We start from the raw sequence: 16,920 nt of genomic DNA on the forward strand, positions 1-16,920 counted from the left end.
GGGTGTGGGACATGACCACACCCCGCCAGCGGGCCAGGGCCCGGACCATGGAGGACATCAAGCGCATCGGCCGCGAACATCTGGCTCTGCACGGCGCGGCCGCGCTGTCGCTGCGCGCGGTGGCGCGCGATCTCGGGGTGGTCTCCTCGGCGGTGTACCGGTACGTCGCCAGTCGCGACGAACTGCTCACGCTGCTGGTGGTCGACGGCTACAACGCGCTCGGCGACGCGGTGGACGCGGCGGTCGCGGCCGCGCCCGAGGACCCCGCCGAGCGGCTGCGGGCCGCCGCGCGGGCCGTGCGGGCGTGGGCGCTGGCGGAACGGGCCTGGTACGGGCTGCTGTTCGGCACCCCGGTGCCCGGCTACGAGGCACCCGCCGAACAGACCGTCGATCCCGGCACCCGGGTGATCGCCGCCCTGCTGCGGATCGCGGCCGACGCCCACGAGCGCGGCCTGCTCACCGAGCCGGCGCGGCCGGTCCGGGTCTCGCCGGACCTGGCCCGCAGCTTCGCCCGGGTGGGCGCGGAATTCGGGGTCCGGCTGCCGGACGGGCTGGTGCCGCGCCTGGTCTCGGTGTGGACCGCGTTGTTCGGCGCGGTCGGGTTCGACGTGTTCGACATGTACGGCCGCGACACCTTCGCCGACCGGGACGAACTGTTCGAGCTGCTGGTCGAGAACCTGGTCGAACTCCTCGGCCTGCCCGCCTGAGCCGCGACGATTCGCGGCCCGGACGCGCGAACGACACCCGGGGTGTTGTGTGGGACCGGTAGTCCCATATATTCTGGATCACATCACGCACCCCGCGTGCGCAGAGCCGGCGCGGCGCGCCGGCGGGAACGAGGAGGCATCGATGACGCTGTCCGAATCGGTACGTGCCGGACTGTTCGATCAGGAGTACCGGGACGCCCTGGCGACCCTGTCGGACGGATCGGTGCACCGCAAATTCGACCCGTATCTCGACATCGACTGGGACTCCCCGGAACTCGGGATCGACAAGAACGACCCGCGCTGGATCCTGTCGCCGGACTACGATCCGCTCGGCGCGACCTCGTGGTACCGCAACCTGCCCGTGGAGCGGCAGATCGAGATCGGCCGCTGGCGCACCGCCAACGCGATCAAGGTCGGCGCCGCCTTCGAGAGTGTGCTCATCCGCGGAATGATGCAGTACATCATGAAGCTGCCGAACCAGTCACCGGAGTTCCGGTACTGCCTGCACGAGATGACCGAAGAGTGCAACCACATCCAGATGTTCCAGGAACTCGTCAACCGCATCGGTGACGACGTGCCGGGCATGCGGCCGATCTTCCGCAGGCTCTCGCCGTTCATCGGCGTCGCGGGCGGCTTCGCCCCGGCCATCCTGTTCATCGGGATCCTCGGCGGCGAGGAGCCGATCGACCACTACCAGAAGGCGCTGCTGCGCGACGGCGGCAACATCCCGCCCGCCGTGCGCCGGTGCATGCAGATCCACATCGCCGAGGAGGCTCGCCACATCTCGTTCGCCAACGAGTTCCTCAAGGCGCACCTCGAGCACATGACGCCCGCGGGCCGGGCGGTGTGCGCGGTCGCCTTCCCGGTGGTGATGCGGTGGCTGGCCGGCGAGATCATGGTGCCGCCGCGCTCGTTCGCCGAGAAGTTCGACGTGCCCCGCGAGGTCTTCAAGGAAGCGTTCTGGCGCGCGCCGCACTCCAAGCGCATCCTGGCCGGCTACTTCGGCGACGTGCGCAAACTCGCCGACGAACTCGGCCTGATGAACCCGGTGACCAAGCGGCTGTGGGCGCTGCTCAACGTCGACGGGGAAGCCTCGCGCTACCGCAGCGAACCCGAGCGCCGGGCGGCGTGAACGTCAGCCCGGGGTCTGCACATCGGAGAGCCGGGTGAGCACCGACAACAGCGGCTCGTCCGGATCGATGAGCAGACCCTGGGCCCGGCACACGCCGTCGAGCACGCTCCACGCGTACCCGGCGAGTTCGGTGACCAGCCGGTCCCGGTCCATCAACCGGTCCGGACTGCGCACCCACCGGGTGACCGTCGCCTCGGTCATCGAGACGATGGCGAAGGTCATGGTGTCGACGACCGGCTCGTCCACCACGCCGATCACGCCCGCCAAGCCGGACACCAGCCCGCGGGTGTCCGCGGCGATACGGTCCTTCAGGCTGCTCACGCCGTCCACGTCGTCGGGGTCGCCCAGCGCCGGGCCGCGGCGCAGGAATTCGTAGAGGCTGGCGTGCCCGTCGATCCAGTCGACCACCGCGGCGATGGTGCGGTGCAGGATCTCGTTGATCGAGCCGACCGAGACGTCCAGCGCGGTGGCGAGGGTGTCGGCGAACTGATCGGAGATGGCCGTCCTGGCCCGGCGGTCGAGTTCGTCCCGGCCGGAGAACTGCCGGTAGACCACCGATTTCGCCAGCCCCGCCCGCTCGGTGATCCGCTGCATCGGCACCTCGATGCCCGGCGGGGTCTCCTCGATCAGCTCGATGAGCGCGGCGACGATGCGCTCGCGGCGCCGGTCGTTGTGCGGCTGCCAACGCGCCTGTCTGCCGCCGCGCGGCGGATCGGGTGACGCGGAGATCGACACGCACCGAGTCTAGAACACCACCCCATCCGGCTGGCGATGATCACAACGGGCCGCCGGAGCGCTCGTCGAGTATCACAAACCGGACGCCTGCGCCTCCCAGCGAGCACGCGATTGCCGTTAGGTTGAATCGCTGCGTTACCCGGGCGGAAGGAATCTCGATGACCCCACCACCCACGGCCGATCCGGACCTGATCGTCTCCGGCCGGCCCGCGTCGACGCACCTGCGGGATGTTCGCACGATCTCCCGGCGAATGGTAGGCCATTTCGTCGAGAACGTCGTGCCGTGCGGAACACTGCCCGGCGACGCGCTGGCCGGCGACGTCACCGCGGTCACCCGCGCCTGCCTGGAATTGACCATGCGGATGCTCGACGGTCACGAGATCGGCGAGAACATCGACGAGGTCGCCGCCGCCGCGGCGGGCTGGGCGCGCGAGGGCATCCCGATCGACACCATCCAGCACGCCATCCACGAGGGCTTCAAACTCAGTTTCGATCTGATCCAATCCCAGGCCAGCGCACAGGATTACGAGAGCCTGATCAACGTGGCGCGCCGGTTCATGGAGATCCTCGACGCCATCACCGTGGCCGTCTCCGCCGCCTATGTGCGGGAGCTGCGCGCGGTCGTCGGTGAACACCACACCGCGGTGCACACCCTCACCTCGGCACTGCTCGCGGGCAACACCACCTCGACCATGGTGCGTGAGTGCGGCATTCCGATCGCCGCGTCGTATCACGTCCTGGCCCTGGCGGTTCCGCAGCACCCCGACGAGCACAACCCGGCACTGGACGGCGGCGTCGTCGCCCGGCGCAAGCTGCGCAGAGTACAGGCCGAGCTGGCGACCCGGGTCGGCGAGGCCGCGTTGTCACTGCTCAGCGTGGACGGCGGCACCGTCCTGATCCCCACCGACGCCTGCGCGGACGAGGCGCTGGACGACCTGGTCGCCCGCCTGTCGGGGGCCGCGCAGGTGCCGGTGCGGGCCGCGGTGGTGGCCGCCGAGCCGGACCGGGTACCGCAGGCCGCCGACCAGGCCCACGAACTGCTCGACATGGTGCAGCGCATGCACAGCGAGCCCGGACTCTACCGGTTCACCGATCTGGCCCTGGAATACCAGCTCACCCGGCCCGGCCCCGCCCGCGAGTACCTCGGCGGGCTGCTCGATCCCCTCGAGGAGTACCCCGAGCTGCTGGAAACCCTGCGCGTGCACATCTCCACCAACCTCAATCGACAGCGCACCGCCCGGCTGCTGCACGTGCACACCAACACCGTCGACTACCGCCTCAAGCGCATCGGTCACCTGATCGGCTTCGACCCCACCAACCCCTCCGGGTTGTGGTACCTGCGCTCGGCCCTGGTCGCCCGCACGCACCGCACGGCCGAGCCCGCCGCCGGGCCCGACGGCGCGCGAGTACGCCGCCGGGCCTGAGTTCACCGGGGCAGCGTCACCGGGGCAGCGTCACCGGTTCGAGGCAGCTCGAGAGCCCGTCGACCAGCGAGCAGAGCTTCGGGTCGCGGGTGGGGCGGTAGTCCGCGGGCACGCCGCCGGACGCGGTGATCTCCCGGTAGGCGGCCACGGCGTCGGTGGGTCGGCGGGTGAGGGTGGGATCGGTGCGGACGTCGACGGTGTAGAGGCCGAAACGCGGTGTGTAGGAGCCCCATTCGTAGTTGTCGGTGAGGCTCCAGTAGTTGTAGCCCAGCACGTTCATGCCGTCGGCGACCGCGCGCTGCAGCCAGTAGACGGTGTCGCGCAGGTTGTCCGCGCGGCCGTAACCGTCGGCGCGCGGGTGGCCGTTCTCGGTGGGCATGCCGTTCTCCACGATGTAGAGCGGCTTACCCGGGAAGGCGCGCGCGTAGTGCCGTAGCGCGTAATAGATGCCCTCGGCGTGCAGCGGGTTCTTCCAGAGCTCGGCGAAACTCCATTCCTCGGTCACCGCATCGGGCGCGACGCCGTAGTAGTAGTCGATGCCGATGTAGTCGAGTTTGCCGCCGATCCTGTCGAGCAGCGGTTTGTTCACCACGTCCTCGACGGCGGGGATGTAGGCCACGTTGCTGGTGACCATCGCGCCGGGCTGCACGGCGTGGATGTGGTCGTAGATCGCGTTGTGGCCCCGCGCGATCCGGTCGTGCATCGCCGGGACGTCGGTGGGGGAGAGGCCGCCGTGGCGCACCTCGTTGATCTGGTACATCAGCGGCTCGTTGAAGGTGACCCACAGCGGGTCGGCGGGCGCGTAACGGTCGACCACCCGGCGCGCGTTGGTCAGCCAGTCCTCGACGATCCCCGGGTTGCCCCACCCGCCCCGGTCGACGGCCCAGCCGGGGTAGACCCAGTGGTCGAGGGTGATCATCGGCCGCATCCCCGCCGCGCGGATGGCGGCGACCACATCGTCGTAGAAGCGGAACCCCTGCTCGTCCCACTCGCCCGGGTGCGGCTGCACGCGGGCCCATTCGATGCCGATCCGGTACACGCGCACACCGAGGTCGGCGGCGAGCTGGATGTCGGAGCGGTAGCGGCCGAAGAAGTCCACACTGTTCGCGTACGGGTCCTCGGTCTTGCCCTGGGCGACATAGCGGGACCAATTGCTGTCGGGCGCCTGGCCTTCGGACTGATAGCCCGAGGAGGCGACACCCCAGAGGAAGTCGTTGCCGAGTGGCGCCACCCGGTCGGGCGCGGGCTGTGCCTGGGCGGTGGTGGGGCCGCCGAGCAAGAGCGCGGCCGTGGTTGCCGCGACGACGGCCAGGACGTGACGGCGACGGGGTGATCGCATCGTGGCTCCTGTTGTGTCCGGACGGGGGGAGGGCGGGATGGCGCTCGGGCGCCACTGTACTGGTCGATTGTCCGATTGGGGGAGGGGACCGAATGATTCGCACGGAAGAGTCGGGGGAGGCGAGTTCGCCGGGGCGAGGGTGCCGCTCCGGAACAGGGTTGGAGAAGCGAGCCGGCGGGCGGGGAGGTGGTCCAACACGCCGCGATTAAAAGTGCCGATACGTAGATATTCGCATCTAACCATATTTCTCACCTTTTCCACCGAACGCTGCCAACCAGCCCCATGCTGATGCAACGACGCCAAGGACGAAGAGGAGAATCGGACCCGTGCCCGACCATCTTTCAGACCTGCCGGTGCATCCGCGGTGGTGCAGGACCGGCGATGACCGCTTTCCCGTGGCCGCGTCGGTCGACGGCGCGTGGTGGGTATTGCGCCGCAATCCTTTTCCCGACCACGACCTGTGGACGGTGTTCGTGGACGGCGCCGCCCGGTACGACCTGAACGACCTGCCCGCGGGATGGGGGCGGCCGCTGACCGTGTCGACGGTGCTCGAGGCCGCGACCGCGAGCGCGATCCTGGCCGTGGTCGAACCGTTCGCCGTGTACGGCAGTGAGGTCGGTGCGCCCTGTGACGATCCGTTCTGTTGCGGGTGACCGCGTCAGATCCGGGGCGGTGGGTCCAGTGCCAGGGCGGCGTGCACGAAGTTGTGATCGGAGCGGTCGCCGGTGATCTCGACGCCGACCTCCGTGATGCGCGCGCCGCGGACGACGATGTGGTCGATGGTGCGGGACCGGCCGGCACGCTCGCGGGGGCGGGTCGGGGGCGCGTCCTCGGGTGGGATCGCGACGGTGAAGTCGGGCAGGTGCTGCGCGACCGCGTCACGGCCGGTGTTGAAGTCACCGAGCAACACGACCGGCCGGTCGGTGTGTTCGCGGGTGAGGGCGGCCAGCCGGTCGAGCTGGCCGTTGGTGCGGCCGCGTCCGCTGAGGTGGGTGGCGACGGCGACGAGTTCGTCGGTCTGTACGGCGAGCACGCCCTTGCCCGGGTCGTCGGGGAAGGCCTCGGCGACCAGTGGACGGGCGGGTTTGTCGAGGATGAGCACCAGGTATTCGGCGGGTTCGGTCAGTTCGGCGGCCGTGCGTCGCGGCGTGGGCATGCGGGGGTAGCGGAAATACGGCACGGTCCGGTCCGGGAGGGCGATGCGCAGGCTGTTGAGCAGGTCGCCGCTGACTTCCTGTAGGGCGATCACCTGTTCGGACCGGCTCGCGACCCACTCGGTGACGGCGCTGATCCGGGCGGCCTCGTTCGGCCACCGGCGCGGCGCCTCCTCACCCCAGTTGTCGGCGTGGATGCGGTGCAGGACATTCCAGGTGGCCACCGTGATCACACGGGGTGATGCTACCGATCCCCGTCGGGGCGCCGCGCCACACGGGGCGTCCGGATCGTGCCAGGATGGCGAATATGGCCGCCAACCCGTTGCCCGTCCTGGCCCGGTATCTCGCCCGGCAACGCTGGGTGATGCGCACGGCGCCCCTGGTGGTCCGCTTGGAACGGCTCGTACGTCGGCTGACCCGCGGCCGGTACGGGGTGCTGGACCTGGCGGGCCTGCCGTCCCTGGAACTGACGGTGGCGGGCCGCAAGACCGGTCGGCCCCGCACCACCGCGCTGCTGTACGTGCCGTACGGCCCGGATCACCTTGTCGTCGGTTCGAATTGGGGCAGCGCCAAGCACCCCGTATGGTCGGCGAACCTGCGCGCCGCCGACCGCGCGGTGGTGCACCGCCGGGGCGAGCGGTATCCGGTACGGGTGGTGGAGTTGACCGGACCGGAGCGCAAGGAAGCCTGGGCGGCGGCCGTGCGGTTCTGGCCCGGCTACCTGATGGAGTGCGAGTTGTCGGGCGGTCGCGAGTTCCGGATGTTCGTGTTGCAGCGCGTCCGGGAGTGAGTGGGACGGCGGATATCGGTTGCTTGCGGATCGGACCAGTCGAACGCCGGCCCCGGCCGTCCCGGGTGCGTTGTAGGCTACCTCGAAGGAGGGGGCTCGATGCAGATCACATTCGTTCCCGACGCGACGCTCTACCCGTTCGCGTCGCGCTGGTTCGATTCGTCGGTGGGCCGCGTGCACTACATCGACGAGGGGGCGGGACCGACGATCCTGTTCTGTCACGGTGCGCCGGCGTGGAGCTTCCTCTACCGGCGCATTGTGCGAGCGCTACGTGATCGGTTTCGTTGTGTCGCCGTCGATCACCTGGGTTTCGGGCTGTCCGAGCGGCCCACCGGATTCGGATACACCGTCGCTGAACAGACCGCGGTTCTCGGCGAATTGATCGATCATCTGCGCCTCGAGGACTTCGTGGTGATGGGCCACGACTGGGGTGGGCCGATCGGTCTCGGGGCAGCCAGCGCGCGGGCCGACCGGGTGCGGGGAATCGTGCTGGGAAATACGGCGCTCTGGCCTGTCGACGCACTCGCGAACCGGGTGTTCAGCGTCGTCATGAGCAGTCGTCCGTTGCAGCGGCGGATTCTGGAACACAACTTTCTCATCGACCGTGTGCTGCTCGCAGAACTGAGGGGCGTGCTCACCAAGGCCGAGGCCGACCACTATCGAGCTGTGCAGCCCACCCCGGCGGCCCGTCGTGGGCTCGCCGTCATGCCGGGCCAGATTCGTGCCGCACGCCCCTTGCTCGAGGAACTCGCTCGGAAGGTGCCCGAGCGGTTCGGGGATAAGCCGACTCTGGCCGTGTGGGGGATGCGGGACGTGGTCTTCCGCCCGAGCGTGTGTCTTCCGCGGGTTCGGGCGATGTTCGGCGATCTCGAGGTGGTCGAGCTGTCGGGCGCTCGGCATTTCGTTCAGGAACACGAACCGGACGCGATCGCAGTAGCGATCACCGAACGCTTTTCCTGAACCCAGCTCTACCACGGGACCGGGACGAGTTGCTGACGAGCCGTTCGTCGAGCCGGCGACCAGGGCGGTGCGGCCGCAGGTGGCGGGGCATTCTCACAGCCCGAGTTTGGTGACGGCGTTGTCCTGGAGCGGGTCGGCCGTGCGGATGTAGCCGTGCACGGTGCGGGGATTGGACCAGCGGCCCTGGCGCATGATCTCGCGGTCGTCGGCGCCGCCGAGGGCGGCTTGGGTGGCGAAGCCGGCGCGCAGGGAGTGGCCGGAGAAGAGGGCGGGGTCGAGGCCGGCGCGGGCGGCGTAGCGTTTGACGAGTTCGGCGACGGCGCGGCCGGACAGCGGGCGCGCGCCGATGTGCCCGTGCCGGGTGATGGTCGGCAGCAGGGGTGCGTCGGGGTGCCCGCCGGTGCTGCCGGTGAAGCCGTGGCAGCGGTGCAGAGCGGGGTCGTGGTGGGTTTGCGCGCAGTAGGCGCGGACGGCGTCGGTGCCGCCGCGGTGGTGGATGTCGAGCAGGCGCAGCCAGTCGGCGTAGGCGCAGACGGGGCAGGTGCGGGGGTGTTTGCCGCGGGGCAGGACGACGCGGTGTTCGGCGGTGCCGGTGGGGTCGGTCTTGGTGGTGGGCAGGTGCAGGAGCAGCAGCGGTTCGCCGGTGGCGTGGTCGGTGCGTTGTTCGACGTCGCCGAGGCGCAGGCCGGCGAGTTCGCTGCGGCGCAGGGCGCCGGCGAACCCCATGAGCAGGGCGAGGGTGTCGCGGCGGCGGGCCGGTTCGCCGGGCCAGCCGGGTTCGGGCAGGCCGTCGAGGAGTTGTTCGAGGGTGTGCAGCAGCACGGGGCGTTTGCGGGTGGGGGCGCTGCGGCGGGTGCGGCGGATGCCGCGCAGGGTCAGTCGCACGACGTCGGAGCGAGTGGGGGAGGGCAGGCCGTTGGCGGCGTGGACGGCGGCGATGGCGGCGGATTTGCGTTCCAGGGTGGCGGGTCCGAACGCCCAGGTGCCGTCCTCGCGGCGGGCGTCGGCGGCCGCGGCGAGATAGACGGCCACGTCGAGGGGTTCGGCGGGCAGGGCCTGGCGTCCTTCGCGCGCGCACCAGGCGGCCCAGGCGACCCAGTCGGTTCGATAGGCGCGCAACGTGTTCGGTGACTGCGAGGCCTCCAGGTAGCGGCGTAACGCGCCGGCCTGACCGTCGTCGAATCGTTCGCGCACCAGCCGCAGTGCCGCGGCGTCGACGAGCACGCTGCCCACTCCGCGTCGCAGTTCCCCGCGCACGGCGTCGGGCACCGCCACGACCACCGTTCCCTCCGGCACCGCACCTCCTCGTGAATCACCGCCCGCCGCACCGGTTTCGCCGAGTCTACGGCGATCGATCCCCGGACCGGTCGGGCGCGCCGCACCGGTCGGCGCGCGCCGGATCACGTGGTCAGGATTTCAGGTCGGTGAGGAGCTTGCGGGTGCGGGTGGCGTCGTCGCCGTCGGCGAAGACGATGCCGACGAATTCGGTGGCGCCGGCGGCGAAGACCGTGCGCACCCGTTCGGCGACCTGGTCCTCGGTGCCGACGATGGCCAGGTCGGCCGGGCCCGCGGCGCCCTCGCGGTCCATCATGGCGCGGTAGGAGGGCAGGCTGCCGTAGATCTTGAACACCTTGGCGGCGCGTTCGCGGGCGCTGTCGGGGTGGTCGGTGACGAGCACCGGCAGCGCGCACACGATCCGGGGTGCGGGACGGCCCGCTTCGGTCGCGGCGGCGGTGATGGTGGGGGCGATGTGGTCGCGGATGGTGGTGGGTCCGGTCATCCACAGCACGGTGCCGTCGGTGCGTTTGCCCGCGAGCCGGAGCATCTGTTCACCCAGCGCGGCGACGAGCACCGGCACGCGGTCGTCGTTGGGGACGCTCAGTTGCAGGTTGGCGCTGACCGTTTCGCCGCTGAAGGACACCGCCTGTCCGTCCACCAGCGGCATCAGCACCTCGAGGTATTCGCGCAGGTGCCGGACCGGGCGGGCGAAGTCGTAGCCGTACATGTTCTCGATGACCATCTGGTGCGAGAGTCCGATGCCCAGCGTCAGCCGGTCGGGTCCGACCGCGAGCGCGGTGGTGCGCGCCTGCTGGGCGAGGGCCCCGGGGTGGCGTGGGTAGGTGGGCACGACGGCGGTGCCGATGGCGATGTCGGGAACTCGGCTGCCCGCGACGGCGAGCGCGGTGAGCGCGTCCACGCCGAAGACGTGCGTGAGCCAGGACGAGTCGAATCCTTCGTCGGCGTTGCGGCGCAGCTCGTCGGTGAGCAGGCGCAGGCTGTCGGGTCCGGCATGCTCGTTCAGCATGATTCCGATCCGCACGGGGTCTCCTTCGGGTCGTGCCGAGGGCGCCCCGGTGGCCCGGTGCGACCCGGCGTCGTCGCTCGCCCGAAGCCTACGCGGCGGGCCGCCGCGCAGGCGCTGGCGGCCGCCCTGAAGTACTGGACGGTGGCCTTTCCGCCCGAGCCGTTCTGGATCATGCGGCTGGTGTCGCGGGCCGTCGGTGGTGGTCAGCGCTCGTAGCGGGCGGCGATGGCGGCGGCGCGGTCGTGCAGGGCGGCGCGCAGGGCCGGCGGGGCGAGGGCTTCGGCGTCGATGCCGAGCTGCCACAGTGCCCATTCGGCGTGGCGGGTGTCCTGGAAGGTGACTTCCATGCGCAGCCTGCCGTCGGTGTCGGGTTCTTCGGTGAGCACGGCCAGTGCGGTGGTCACCAGGTCGTCTCGTCTGGCCGGGTTGAGTCGGAGCAGCACGGTGATCTGGTCGCCGCCGGTGCGGAAGCGGATGCTGCGCTCCTGCCAGATCTGGTCCAGGTCGACCTGCTCGGGTCGCTGGGCGGGGTCGGGCAGTTCTTCGGCGGCGAGCACTCGCGCCAGCCGGTAGGTGCGGTCCGCGCCGGATCGGGTGGCCAGCAGGTAGGTCTGGCCGCGGGCCACGACCAGGCCGATGGGGTCCACGGTGCGCCACCGTGGCGGCTGGTCGACGGCGGCGTAGTGGATGCGCAGCCGGTGGCCGGCCAGCACCGCGCGTCGGATCTCGGCGAGCACGGTGCCGGGGATCTCCTCGGCCGCGAGTGGACGCGACAGCAGGTCGGTGCGTGGGTCGATGAGCAGCCGCTCGGCGATGTCGGCGGCGGTGTCGCGATAGGTGTCGGGCAGTGCGTCGACGACCTTGAGCATTGCCGAGGCGAGCGCGGAGTCGAGGCCGAATGCCTGTGCTCCGCGGCGGGATCCGGCGATCAGCAAGGCCAGCGCTTCGTCGTGGTTGAGGCCGGTGAGCTCGGTGCGGAAGCCGGGCAACAATGCGAAGCCGCCGTACCTGCCGCGTTCGGCGTACACGGGAACGCCTGCGGTGGACAGTGCGTCGATATCGCGCAGCACGGTGCGCGTGGACACCTCGAGTTCGGCGGCCAGCTCGGCCGCGGTGGCCCTGCCGCGTTGGCGGAGCAGCAGCACCAGCGACACCAATCGATCCGCGCGCACCGCAAAACCCTAGTCCGATACGCGACAGAGGGTGTCGTCATTACCGGGAAGGCTCCTCGGCACGGCGCTCGAACACGCGGTCACCCGACCGCGGGGCGCCGGATCCGACGAAGCGAATGGAGCTGATGTGGTAGCGGAACGAACGGCGATCAACCCGGTGACGTGGTCGCTGGCGATGGGGTTCAACCAGGGCGAGCTCGTCACCGGGCACACCCGGACCCTGTATTGCTCCGGGCAGACCGCCATGAGCGCGGACGGGCAACCGTGCCACGACGGTGACATGGCGGCGCAGCTGGCGCTGAGCCTGGACAACGTGGAGGCGGTGCTGGCGGCGGGCGGCATGTCGTTGGCGAACCTGGTCCGCCTCGACGTCTACACCACCGACGTCGACCTGCTGCTCGAACACTACGGCGTGCTGGCCGGCCGATTGGGTGCGGCCGGGGTGGCGCCGACGACCACGATGCTCGGTGTGACGCGGTTGGCCGTGCCGGGGCAGCTGGTCGAGCTCGAGGCGACCGCGGTGGAGTGAGTGGGTCACCGTCCCCGGCCGCAGCGACCGGGGACGGTCGTCCAACCGCCCGGGGTACGCCCGCGTCGTGCGGAAGCAGTAGGGGACGGGAATTCGGCGTGCCGTCCTCGCCAGTGCGTGCGGAAGTGTTGTGGCTCACGTTCGGTACGTCCGTACCACCGATCCCAGTTTTTCGACCGCTTACGTCGCAATGCGTTGCGTTTGTGCGACGATAACGAAAACGAAAATGAGCGGAGTTGACTCCGACGAGCGGGAGATCCTGACCGCCGATAATGTTCACTTATCGGCGGTCAGGAAAGGAACGGTCTCCACCCCACTCCGCAGAGGGCGGGGGCATTTCGTTGGCCGTCAGCGGAGAGCAGCGCCGTCCTCGCCGGTGCTGCACGACCGCGGAGGGGTGGGATGTCCCCCTTCTGTCCGGCAGACCGAAGCGCGGCGACCTGGCGGACCGTGGGTCTCGCCGATCGGCTGGCGTCGCGTTCATGATCTGGGCGTGGCTGTTCGTCGCCCTGCTGGCCGCCTTGGCGATCGTCCAGATCGCGGTGGCGCCGCTGGGGCGCTTCACCTGGGGAGGCGCGCACCCGCGTGCTGCCCGCGGGTTTGCGGGTCGCCGCGGTGGTGTCGATCCTGATCTACGCGGTGATGGCCGCGCTCGCACTCGACCGGGCCGGGGCGGTGGCACTCCTCGTCGCCGTCGGCTGAACGGCGCGATCGCCGCCCTCGGCCCGCCCGCGGGAACGCGGTGGACGCGGCCGGTGCGGCTACGATCCACCCGTGTCCAGTGTCTGCAACTATCCCGGCTGTTCCCGTCCTGTTACGCGCGGGAGCGGGCCCGGCCGCCCGTCGGAGTACTGCGACCACCCGGACCATACGCGGTGGCGGGCCTGGCGGGAGCGGCAGCGGATGCAGCAGGAGACGCAGGCACCCCCGGCTGGTGTCACTGTGACGCAACAGGGTCCGGTGACGGCTGCCCGGCTGCGGGCCGATGAGCTGCTGGGTCAGTTTCGTGGACTGGCCGAGCAACTGAGCGCCAACCTCACGGCAGCGGTCGCCGAATTGTCCACCCTCGCCGACCCTTCCGTGGCCGAGGCGCAGGTCCAGGCGGTGCAGGCGGATGCGGCGCGGCGGATCGCGGAAGCGGAGATGAGCGCCGTCGCGGCCGAGCAGGCGCGGCGGGAGGCCGAGGACGCACGCGCGGTCGCCGAATCGGCGGCCGAGGACGCGGCCGCGGCGGCCGAGCGCGCCGAAGCTCTCGCGGCCGAGGCGAATTCGGCGCGTGCGGAAGCGCTCCGGGAGGTCGAGCGGGTCGCGGCCGCCGCGGCCGAGGAAGCCTTCGCCCTCCGCAGCGCGGCCGAGGCCGACCTGCGTGCGGCGCGCCAGGAGGCGGCCGCGGAGATCGAACGCGCCCGCCGGCAGGCCGCCGAGGACGTCGACGCCGCGCGAGCCAAGGCCGCCGCCGAGATCGAACAGGTCCGCCGCGAGGCCGCACAGCAGACCACCGCCGCGGCCGCCGAACGCGACCTCGCCGTCCAACGCGCCGCCGACGCCGAGCGGGCCATCACCCGGGCCGAACAGGCCGCCGCCGAACGCGCCGAGGCCGCTGCCGACACCAAGGCCGAACTCGCCCGCGTTCGCGACGAGCTCGCGCGCACCCGGGACGAACTCGACACCGCCCGCGCCGAACTCGGCCGCGCCCGCGCCGAGACCGCCGAAGCCCGCCGCGCCGCCGCCACCGAACTCGCCGATCTACGCGCGGAAACGGCCGCGACCCTCGACCGTGTGCGCGCCGAATCCACCGCGGCGCTCGAGCGTGTGCGCGGTGAGTCCGCGGCCGCGCTCGAGCAGGCCCGCGCCGAAGCGGCCGCCGCCCTGGAGCAGGTCCGCGCGGAGACCGCCGAGCGGATCGCGGCCCTCGACGACGCCCGCGCCCAAACCCTCGCGCGCGCCGAACGGGCCGAACGCCAACTCGACGAACTCCTCGACGGGCGGCGTTCGGGCACACCGGAATCGGTCTGACCACCCGCTCACCGAGCGGTCCCTGACACCCCGGGGTCGAGTGAGCACTCGCCTCGTTGCTCGAACCCGACCGCCGCACCGTCGGGTAGCGGCCCACCTGCTGCGGAATACCGGCCGTGGGCGGTGCACGCCGCCGTGCGGATCGGCAGGTGTCAGTCCTCCTGGCGACCGCCCCGGCCCCAATAGTACAGATTTCGCTGTACTATTTCGGCATGGAGACCGCTCCCGTGCTGCACATCGACGCGCTGGCTCGCTTCGGGCACGCCCTGTCCGACCCGACGCGCGCGCGGATCATGGTGCGGCTGCGGCAGCAGCCGGGGTATCCGTCGGAGTTGGCCGAGCAGCTCGGGGTGTCGCGGCAGGTCCTGTCCAATCATCTGGCGTGCCTGCGCGGGTGCGGGCTGGTGGTCGCGGTGCCCGAGGGGCGGCGCGTGCGTTACGAGCTGGCCGACGCCCGTGTCGGTGCCGCGCTCGGGGATCTGCTGGGTCTGGTGCTCGCCGTCGATCCGGCCTGCTGCCCGGCCTCGGACGAGCAGGGGTGCTGCTGATGACGGCATCGGCGAGTGCGTTGTCGCGGCGGGACGTGCTGGCGCGGCGGATCCGCTGGTTCGTCGCGGCCACCATCACCTACAACGTGATCGAGGCGGGCGTGGCCCTCACCGAGGGGGCGCGCGTGTCCTCCACCGCCCTGATCGGGTTCGGACTGGATTCGGTGATCGAAGTGTCCTCGGCGGCGGCGGTCGCCTGGCAGTTCGCCGGGCCCGACCCGCAGGCGCGCGAACGGGTGGCGCTGCGGGTGATCGCCTGCTCCTTCTTCGCGCTGGCCGGTTATGTCGGTGTGGAGGCGGTGCGGGCGCTGGCCGGATTCGGCGAAGCCCGGCATTCCACCGTGGGGATCGTGCTGGCCGCGGTGAGTCTGGTCGTCATGCCGGTGCTCTCGGCAGCGCAGCGGCGGGCCGGGCGGGAGCTGGGCTCGGCCTCGGCGGTGGCCGATTCCAAGCAGACGCTGCTGTGCACCTACCTGTCGGGAGTGCTGTTGCTGGGCTTGGTGCTCAACAGCCTGTTCGGCTGGTCGTGGGCGGACCCGATCGCGGCGCTGGTGATCGCGGCCGTCGCGGTGAAGGAAGGCCGCGAAGCCTGGAACGGTGACCACTGCTGCACCCCGGTGGCCCCCGCCCGGATCGACGGGGACGCGACCGGCGACGGGTGCTGCGGGAGGTCCGGGTGCGATGAGGGCACCGTCGGCAAGGGGTGACCGAAGCCACCTCGCGGAGCCGAACAGCCGTGCGGCGGAACTCAACTCACCCGGTCTGGCGGAGGGCGGAGTCGAGCGTGCGCCACAACTCACCCACCCGTCCGCGTCCCCGCGCCGGTGCGGGTGGATATCGCCGCAACACCGCCCGCACCACCGGGCCGGCCAGCCGCTGGGCCGTGGCGAGGGTGTCGGCGGCGACGGTCGGGTCACCGGCGTCGAGTTCGCGGGCGCGCGCCGCGTGCGCGGCCGACAGGAGGATGTGTCCGCCCTGCGTCGCGGTCGCCAGCGGATGCAGGTAGGCGGCTCCGCCGGTGTGCCCGGCGGCCAGCGCCGCCTCCGCGGCGGCGTCCATCCCCCGGTCGCGGGCCTCTCGGGCGGCGCGGTGCGCGGCGAGCGCGGTCACCCGGATCGCCTGCGTGCGTGGGCCACCGGTGACGAAGGCACGCGTGCGGTCGAGGACGGCGCGCGGGCGCGGGTCGCCGGGGCAGTCGCGCTCGGCGATCGGCAGCACCGATTCGGCGCAGGCGAGCGCGAACGCTGTGACCGCGCGCACCTCGTCGAGGGTGAGGTCGATGGCGGGGTGCCGGTCGTTCGGTGTCATGAGCCTCGACAGTATCGTTGAAGTCCCGGTGGAGACTTCCGCGCCGGGCCGCCCGGCGCGATGGCTGCCAAGCCCCCTCGATGGGCGGTGTCGATCCGGGCTCAGCGGGCACCCTCGCGGCATGGTGACGTTGCGAACCCGACTCCCGGCACTGACGAACCGCTTGTTCGCCCGCCCATATCATGGGCTTATGTCGGACAACTATGGCGGAAAGCCGGTTTCGTCGCGAGTCCGGGGTGGCCGGGAAGCGATTCTCGTGCTGGGCATCTGCTCGGTGGCGCTGGGCGTGCTGGTGGCGCTGTGGCCGGGCAAGACCGTGCCGACCCTCGAACTGCTCCTGGGGTTGTACCTGGCCGTGAGCGCGGGCGCGCAGGTGTTCCTGGCGTTCGGCGCGCGGTTCGCGATGCCGTTGCGGGCGTTGCTGTTGGTGTCCGGGCTGCTGTCGGTGATCTTGGCGGTGCTGGCGCTCAGCGGCGGCAATTCGATACCGACACTGTCGATGTGGTTGGGGCTGGGGTGGGCGATGCGCGGGGTGAGCCAGGCCACCGTCGCGGTGTGGGACGAGCAGCTGTCCGAGCCGTTGCGTCTCGAGCTGGCCGGGGTGGCGGCGCTGGTGATCGGCATCGTCGTGTTGTTGTGGCCGCTGGAGTCGACGATGGCGCTCGGATTCGTCGCGGCGGCCGGGTTGCTCGCGATCGGGGCGGCGGAGCTGGGCGTGGCCGGGGTCGGGCGCGCGGAGGCGCGCGCGGTGTGGGCGAACCGGATCGCGGTGCCGCGCGGCTGAACCGGGTCGGTCGGTAG

19 protein-coding genes are annotated in these 16,920 nt (G+C 71.2%); 12 read left to right on the forward strand and 7 right to left on the reverse strand.

Features of this window, described 5'->3' with window-relative positions; all coding sequences use genetic code 11:
• Positions 1–11 precede the first annotated feature (11 nt).
• Positions 12–707 carry a TetR/AcrR family transcriptional regulator gene (locus CRM89_RS06040; protein WP_098083437.1) on the forward strand — a complete coding sequence of 232 codons (696 nt, stop codon included), beginning with the start codon at positions 12–14 and terminating at the stop codon, positions 705–707.
• 142 nt (positions 708–849) lie between these two features.
• On the forward strand, positions 850–1,839 hold the full coding sequence (locus CRM89_RS06045; protein ID WP_011209148.1) for a diiron oxygenase: 990 nt from the start codon (positions 850–852) through the stop codon (positions 1,837–1,839).
• Between the two features lie 3 nt (positions 1,840–1,842).
• Here CRM89_RS06045 and CRM89_RS06050 read toward each other — a convergent pair whose 3' ends face one another.
• Positions 1,843–2,574: a TetR/AcrR family transcriptional regulator gene (locus CRM89_RS06050; RefSeq protein ID WP_011209149.1), complete on the reverse strand. Its 732-nt coding sequence runs from the start codon at positions 2,572–2,574 to the stop codon at positions 1,843–1,845.
• Positions 2,575–2,732: 158 nt separating this feature from the next.
• Here CRM89_RS06050 and CRM89_RS06055 point away from each other — a divergent pair, with 158 nt between their 5' ends.
• Positions 2,733–3,998, forward strand: coding sequence for a CdaR family transcriptional regulator (locus CRM89_RS06055; RefSeq protein ID WP_060591462.1), 1,266 nt, complete (start codon positions 2,733–2,735; stop codon positions 3,996–3,998).
• A gap of 16 nt (positions 3,999–4,014) precedes the next feature.
• Here the strand turns inward: CRM89_RS06055 and CRM89_RS06060 are convergent, their stop codons facing one another.
• Entirely contained in the window at positions 4,015–5,337 is a 1,323-nt protein-coding gene (locus CRM89_RS06060) for a family 1 glycosylhydrolase (RefSeq protein WP_098083438.1), read from the reverse strand.
• A 395-nt stretch (positions 5,338–5,732) separates the two neighbouring features.
• On the opposite strand from CRM89_RS06060, the gene CRM89_RS06065 reads away from it, so the two are divergent.
• Positions 5,733–5,990, forward strand: a complete 258-nt coding sequence (locus CRM89_RS06065; RefSeq protein WP_229435004.1) for a hypothetical protein — start codon at positions 5,733–5,735, stop codon at positions 5,988–5,990.
• Positions 5,991–5,995: 5 nt separating this feature from the next.
• Here CRM89_RS06065 and CRM89_RS06070 read toward each other — a convergent pair whose 3' ends face one another.
• Positions 5,996–6,724 carry an endonuclease/exonuclease/phosphatase family protein gene (locus tag CRM89_RS06070; protein ID WP_060591458.1) on the reverse strand — a complete coding sequence of 243 codons (729 nt, stop codon included), beginning with the start codon at positions 6,722–6,724 and terminating at the stop codon, positions 5,996–5,998.
• 65 nt (positions 6,725–6,789) lie between these two features.
• Here CRM89_RS06070 and CRM89_RS06075 point away from each other — a divergent pair, with 65 nt between their 5' ends.
• Together CRM89_RS06075 and CRM89_RS06080 are read left to right on the forward strand one after the other, a co-directional pair.
• Positions 6,790–7,281: a nitroreductase family deazaflavin-dependent oxidoreductase gene (locus tag CRM89_RS06075; protein ID WP_324188804.1), complete on the forward strand. Its 492-nt coding sequence runs from the start codon at positions 6,790–6,792 to the stop codon at positions 7,279–7,281.
• A 99-nt stretch (positions 7,282–7,380) separates the two neighbouring features.
• Positions 7,381–8,241 carry a haloalkane dehalogenase gene (locus tag CRM89_RS06080; RefSeq protein ID WP_098083441.1) on the forward strand — a complete coding sequence of 287 codons (861 nt, stop codon included), beginning with the start codon at positions 7,381–7,383 and terminating at the stop codon, positions 8,239–8,241.
• A gap of 93 nt (positions 8,242–8,334) precedes the next feature.
• On the opposite strand, the gene CRM89_RS06085 is transcribed toward CRM89_RS06080, so the two are convergent.
• A complete protein-coding gene (locus CRM89_RS06085; protein WP_098083442.1) occupies positions 8,335–9,537 on the reverse strand; it encodes a site-specific integrase in 1,203 nt (400 codons plus the stop codon).
• Positions 9,538–9,649: 112 nt separating this feature from the next.
• Positions 9,650–10,561, reverse strand: coding sequence for an LLM class F420-dependent oxidoreductase (locus CRM89_RS06090; protein ID WP_098083443.1), 912 nt, complete (start codon positions 10,559–10,561; stop codon positions 9,650–9,652).
• 42 nt (positions 10,562–10,603) lie between these two features.
• Between CRM89_RS06090 and CRM89_RS30815 the strand changes: the two genes are divergently transcribed.
• The gene (locus CRM89_RS30815) at positions 10,604–10,762 is read left to right on the forward strand and encodes a hypothetical protein (RefSeq protein WP_159005582.1); all 159 of its coding nucleotides are present in this window, start codon (positions 10,604–10,606) and stop codon (positions 10,760–10,762) included.
• On the opposite strand, the gene CRM89_RS06095 is transcribed toward CRM89_RS30815, so the two are convergent.
• On the reverse strand, positions 10,750–11,718 hold the full coding sequence (locus tag CRM89_RS06095) for a YafY family protein (protein WP_098083444.1): 969 nt from the start codon (positions 11,716–11,718) through the stop codon (positions 10,750–10,752). The two genes, CRM89_RS30815 and CRM89_RS06095, sit on opposite strands and share 13 nt — an antisense overlap.
• A 175-nt stretch (positions 11,719–11,893) precedes the next feature.
• Here CRM89_RS06095 and CRM89_RS06100 point away from each other — a divergent pair, with 175 nt between their 5' ends.
• The 4 genes from CRM89_RS06100 (at position 11,894) to CRM89_RS06120 (ending at position 15,518) form a co-directional block, all read left to right on the forward strand.
• Positions 11,894–12,247, forward strand: a complete 354-nt coding sequence (locus CRM89_RS06100; RefSeq protein WP_216641996.1) for a RidA family protein — start codon at positions 11,894–11,896, stop codon at positions 12,245–12,247.
• Positions 12,248–13,189: 942 nt separating this feature from the next.
• Complete coding sequence (locus CRM89_RS06110; protein WP_172964448.1) at positions 13,190–14,263, forward strand: hypothetical protein; 1,074 nt, start codon at positions 13,190–13,192, stop codon at positions 14,261–14,263.
• 212 nt (positions 14,264–14,475) lie between these two features.
• A complete protein-coding gene (locus tag CRM89_RS06115) occupies positions 14,476–14,811 on the forward strand; it encodes a helix-turn-helix transcriptional regulator (RefSeq protein ID WP_098083447.1) in 336 nt (111 codons plus the stop codon).
• A complete protein-coding gene (locus CRM89_RS06120) occupies positions 14,811–15,518 on the forward strand; it encodes a cation transporter (RefSeq protein WP_098086894.1) in 708 nt (235 codons plus the stop codon). The genes CRM89_RS06115 and CRM89_RS06120 overlap by 1 nt, the downstream gene beginning before the upstream one ends.
• A 46-nt stretch (positions 15,519–15,564) precedes the next feature.
• Here CRM89_RS06120 and CRM89_RS06125 read toward each other — a convergent pair whose 3' ends face one another.
• Positions 15,565–16,119 (reverse strand): putative immunity protein, encoded by a 555-nt coding sequence (locus CRM89_RS06125; protein ID WP_098083448.1) that lies wholly within the window; start codon positions 16,117–16,119, stop codon positions 15,565–15,567.
• A 190-nt stretch (positions 16,120–16,309) separates the two neighbouring features.
• Between CRM89_RS06125 and CRM89_RS06130 the strand changes: the two genes are divergently transcribed.
• Positions 16,310–16,903, forward strand: a complete 594-nt coding sequence (locus tag CRM89_RS06130) for a DUF308 domain-containing protein (protein WP_098083449.1) — start codon at positions 16,310–16,312, stop codon at positions 16,901–16,903.
• Positions 16,904–16,920 lie beyond the last annotated feature (17 nt).

The organism is Nocardia sp. FDAARGOS_372 (assembly GCF_002554515.1).
In the GTDB taxonomy this organism is placed as follows: Bacteria; Actinomycetota; Actinomycetes; order Mycobacteriales; family Mycobacteriaceae; genus Nocardia; species Nocardia farcinica.

Coding starts and splice junctions, on each gene's coding strand:
- CRM89_RS06040 (WP_098083437.1), top strand. CDS start 12: ATGACCACACCCCGCCAGCGGGCCAGGGCCCGGACCATGGAGGACATC.
- CRM89_RS06045 (WP_011209148.1), top strand. CDS start 850: ATGACGCTGTCCGAATCGGTACGTGCCGGACTGTTCGATCAGGAGTAC.
- CRM89_RS06055 (WP_060591462.1), top strand. CDS start 2,733: ATGACCCCACCACCCACGGCCGATCCGGACCTGATCGTCTCCGGCCGG.
- CRM89_RS06060 (WP_098083438.1), bottom strand. CDS start 5,337: ATGCGATCACCCCGTCGCCGTCACGTCCTGGCCGTCGTCGCGGCAACC.
- CRM89_RS06075 (WP_324188804.1), top strand. CDS start 6,790: ATGGCGAATATGGCCGCCAACCCGTTGCCCGTCCTGGCCCGGTATCTC.
- CRM89_RS06080 (WP_098083441.1), top strand. CDS start 7,381: ATGCAGATCACATTCGTTCCCGACGCGACGCTCTACCCGTTCGCGTCG.
- CRM89_RS06100 (WP_216641996.1), top strand. CDS start 11,894: ATGGGGTTCAACCAGGGCGAGCTCGTCACCGGGCACACCCGGACCCTG.
- CRM89_RS06115 (WP_098083447.1), top strand. CDS start 14,476: ATGGAGACCGCTCCCGTGCTGCACATCGACGCGCTGGCTCGCTTCGGG.
- CRM89_RS06120 (WP_098086894.1), top strand. CDS start 14,811: ATGACGGCATCGGCGAGTGCGTTGTCGCGGCGGGACGTGCTGGCGCGG.
- CRM89_RS06125 (WP_098083448.1), bottom strand. CDS start 16,119: ATGACACCGAACGACCGGCACCCCGCCATCGACCTCACCCTCGACGAG.
- CRM89_RS06130 (WP_098083449.1), top strand. CDS start 16,310: ATGTCGGACAACTATGGCGGAAAGCCGGTTTCGTCGCGAGTCCGGGGT.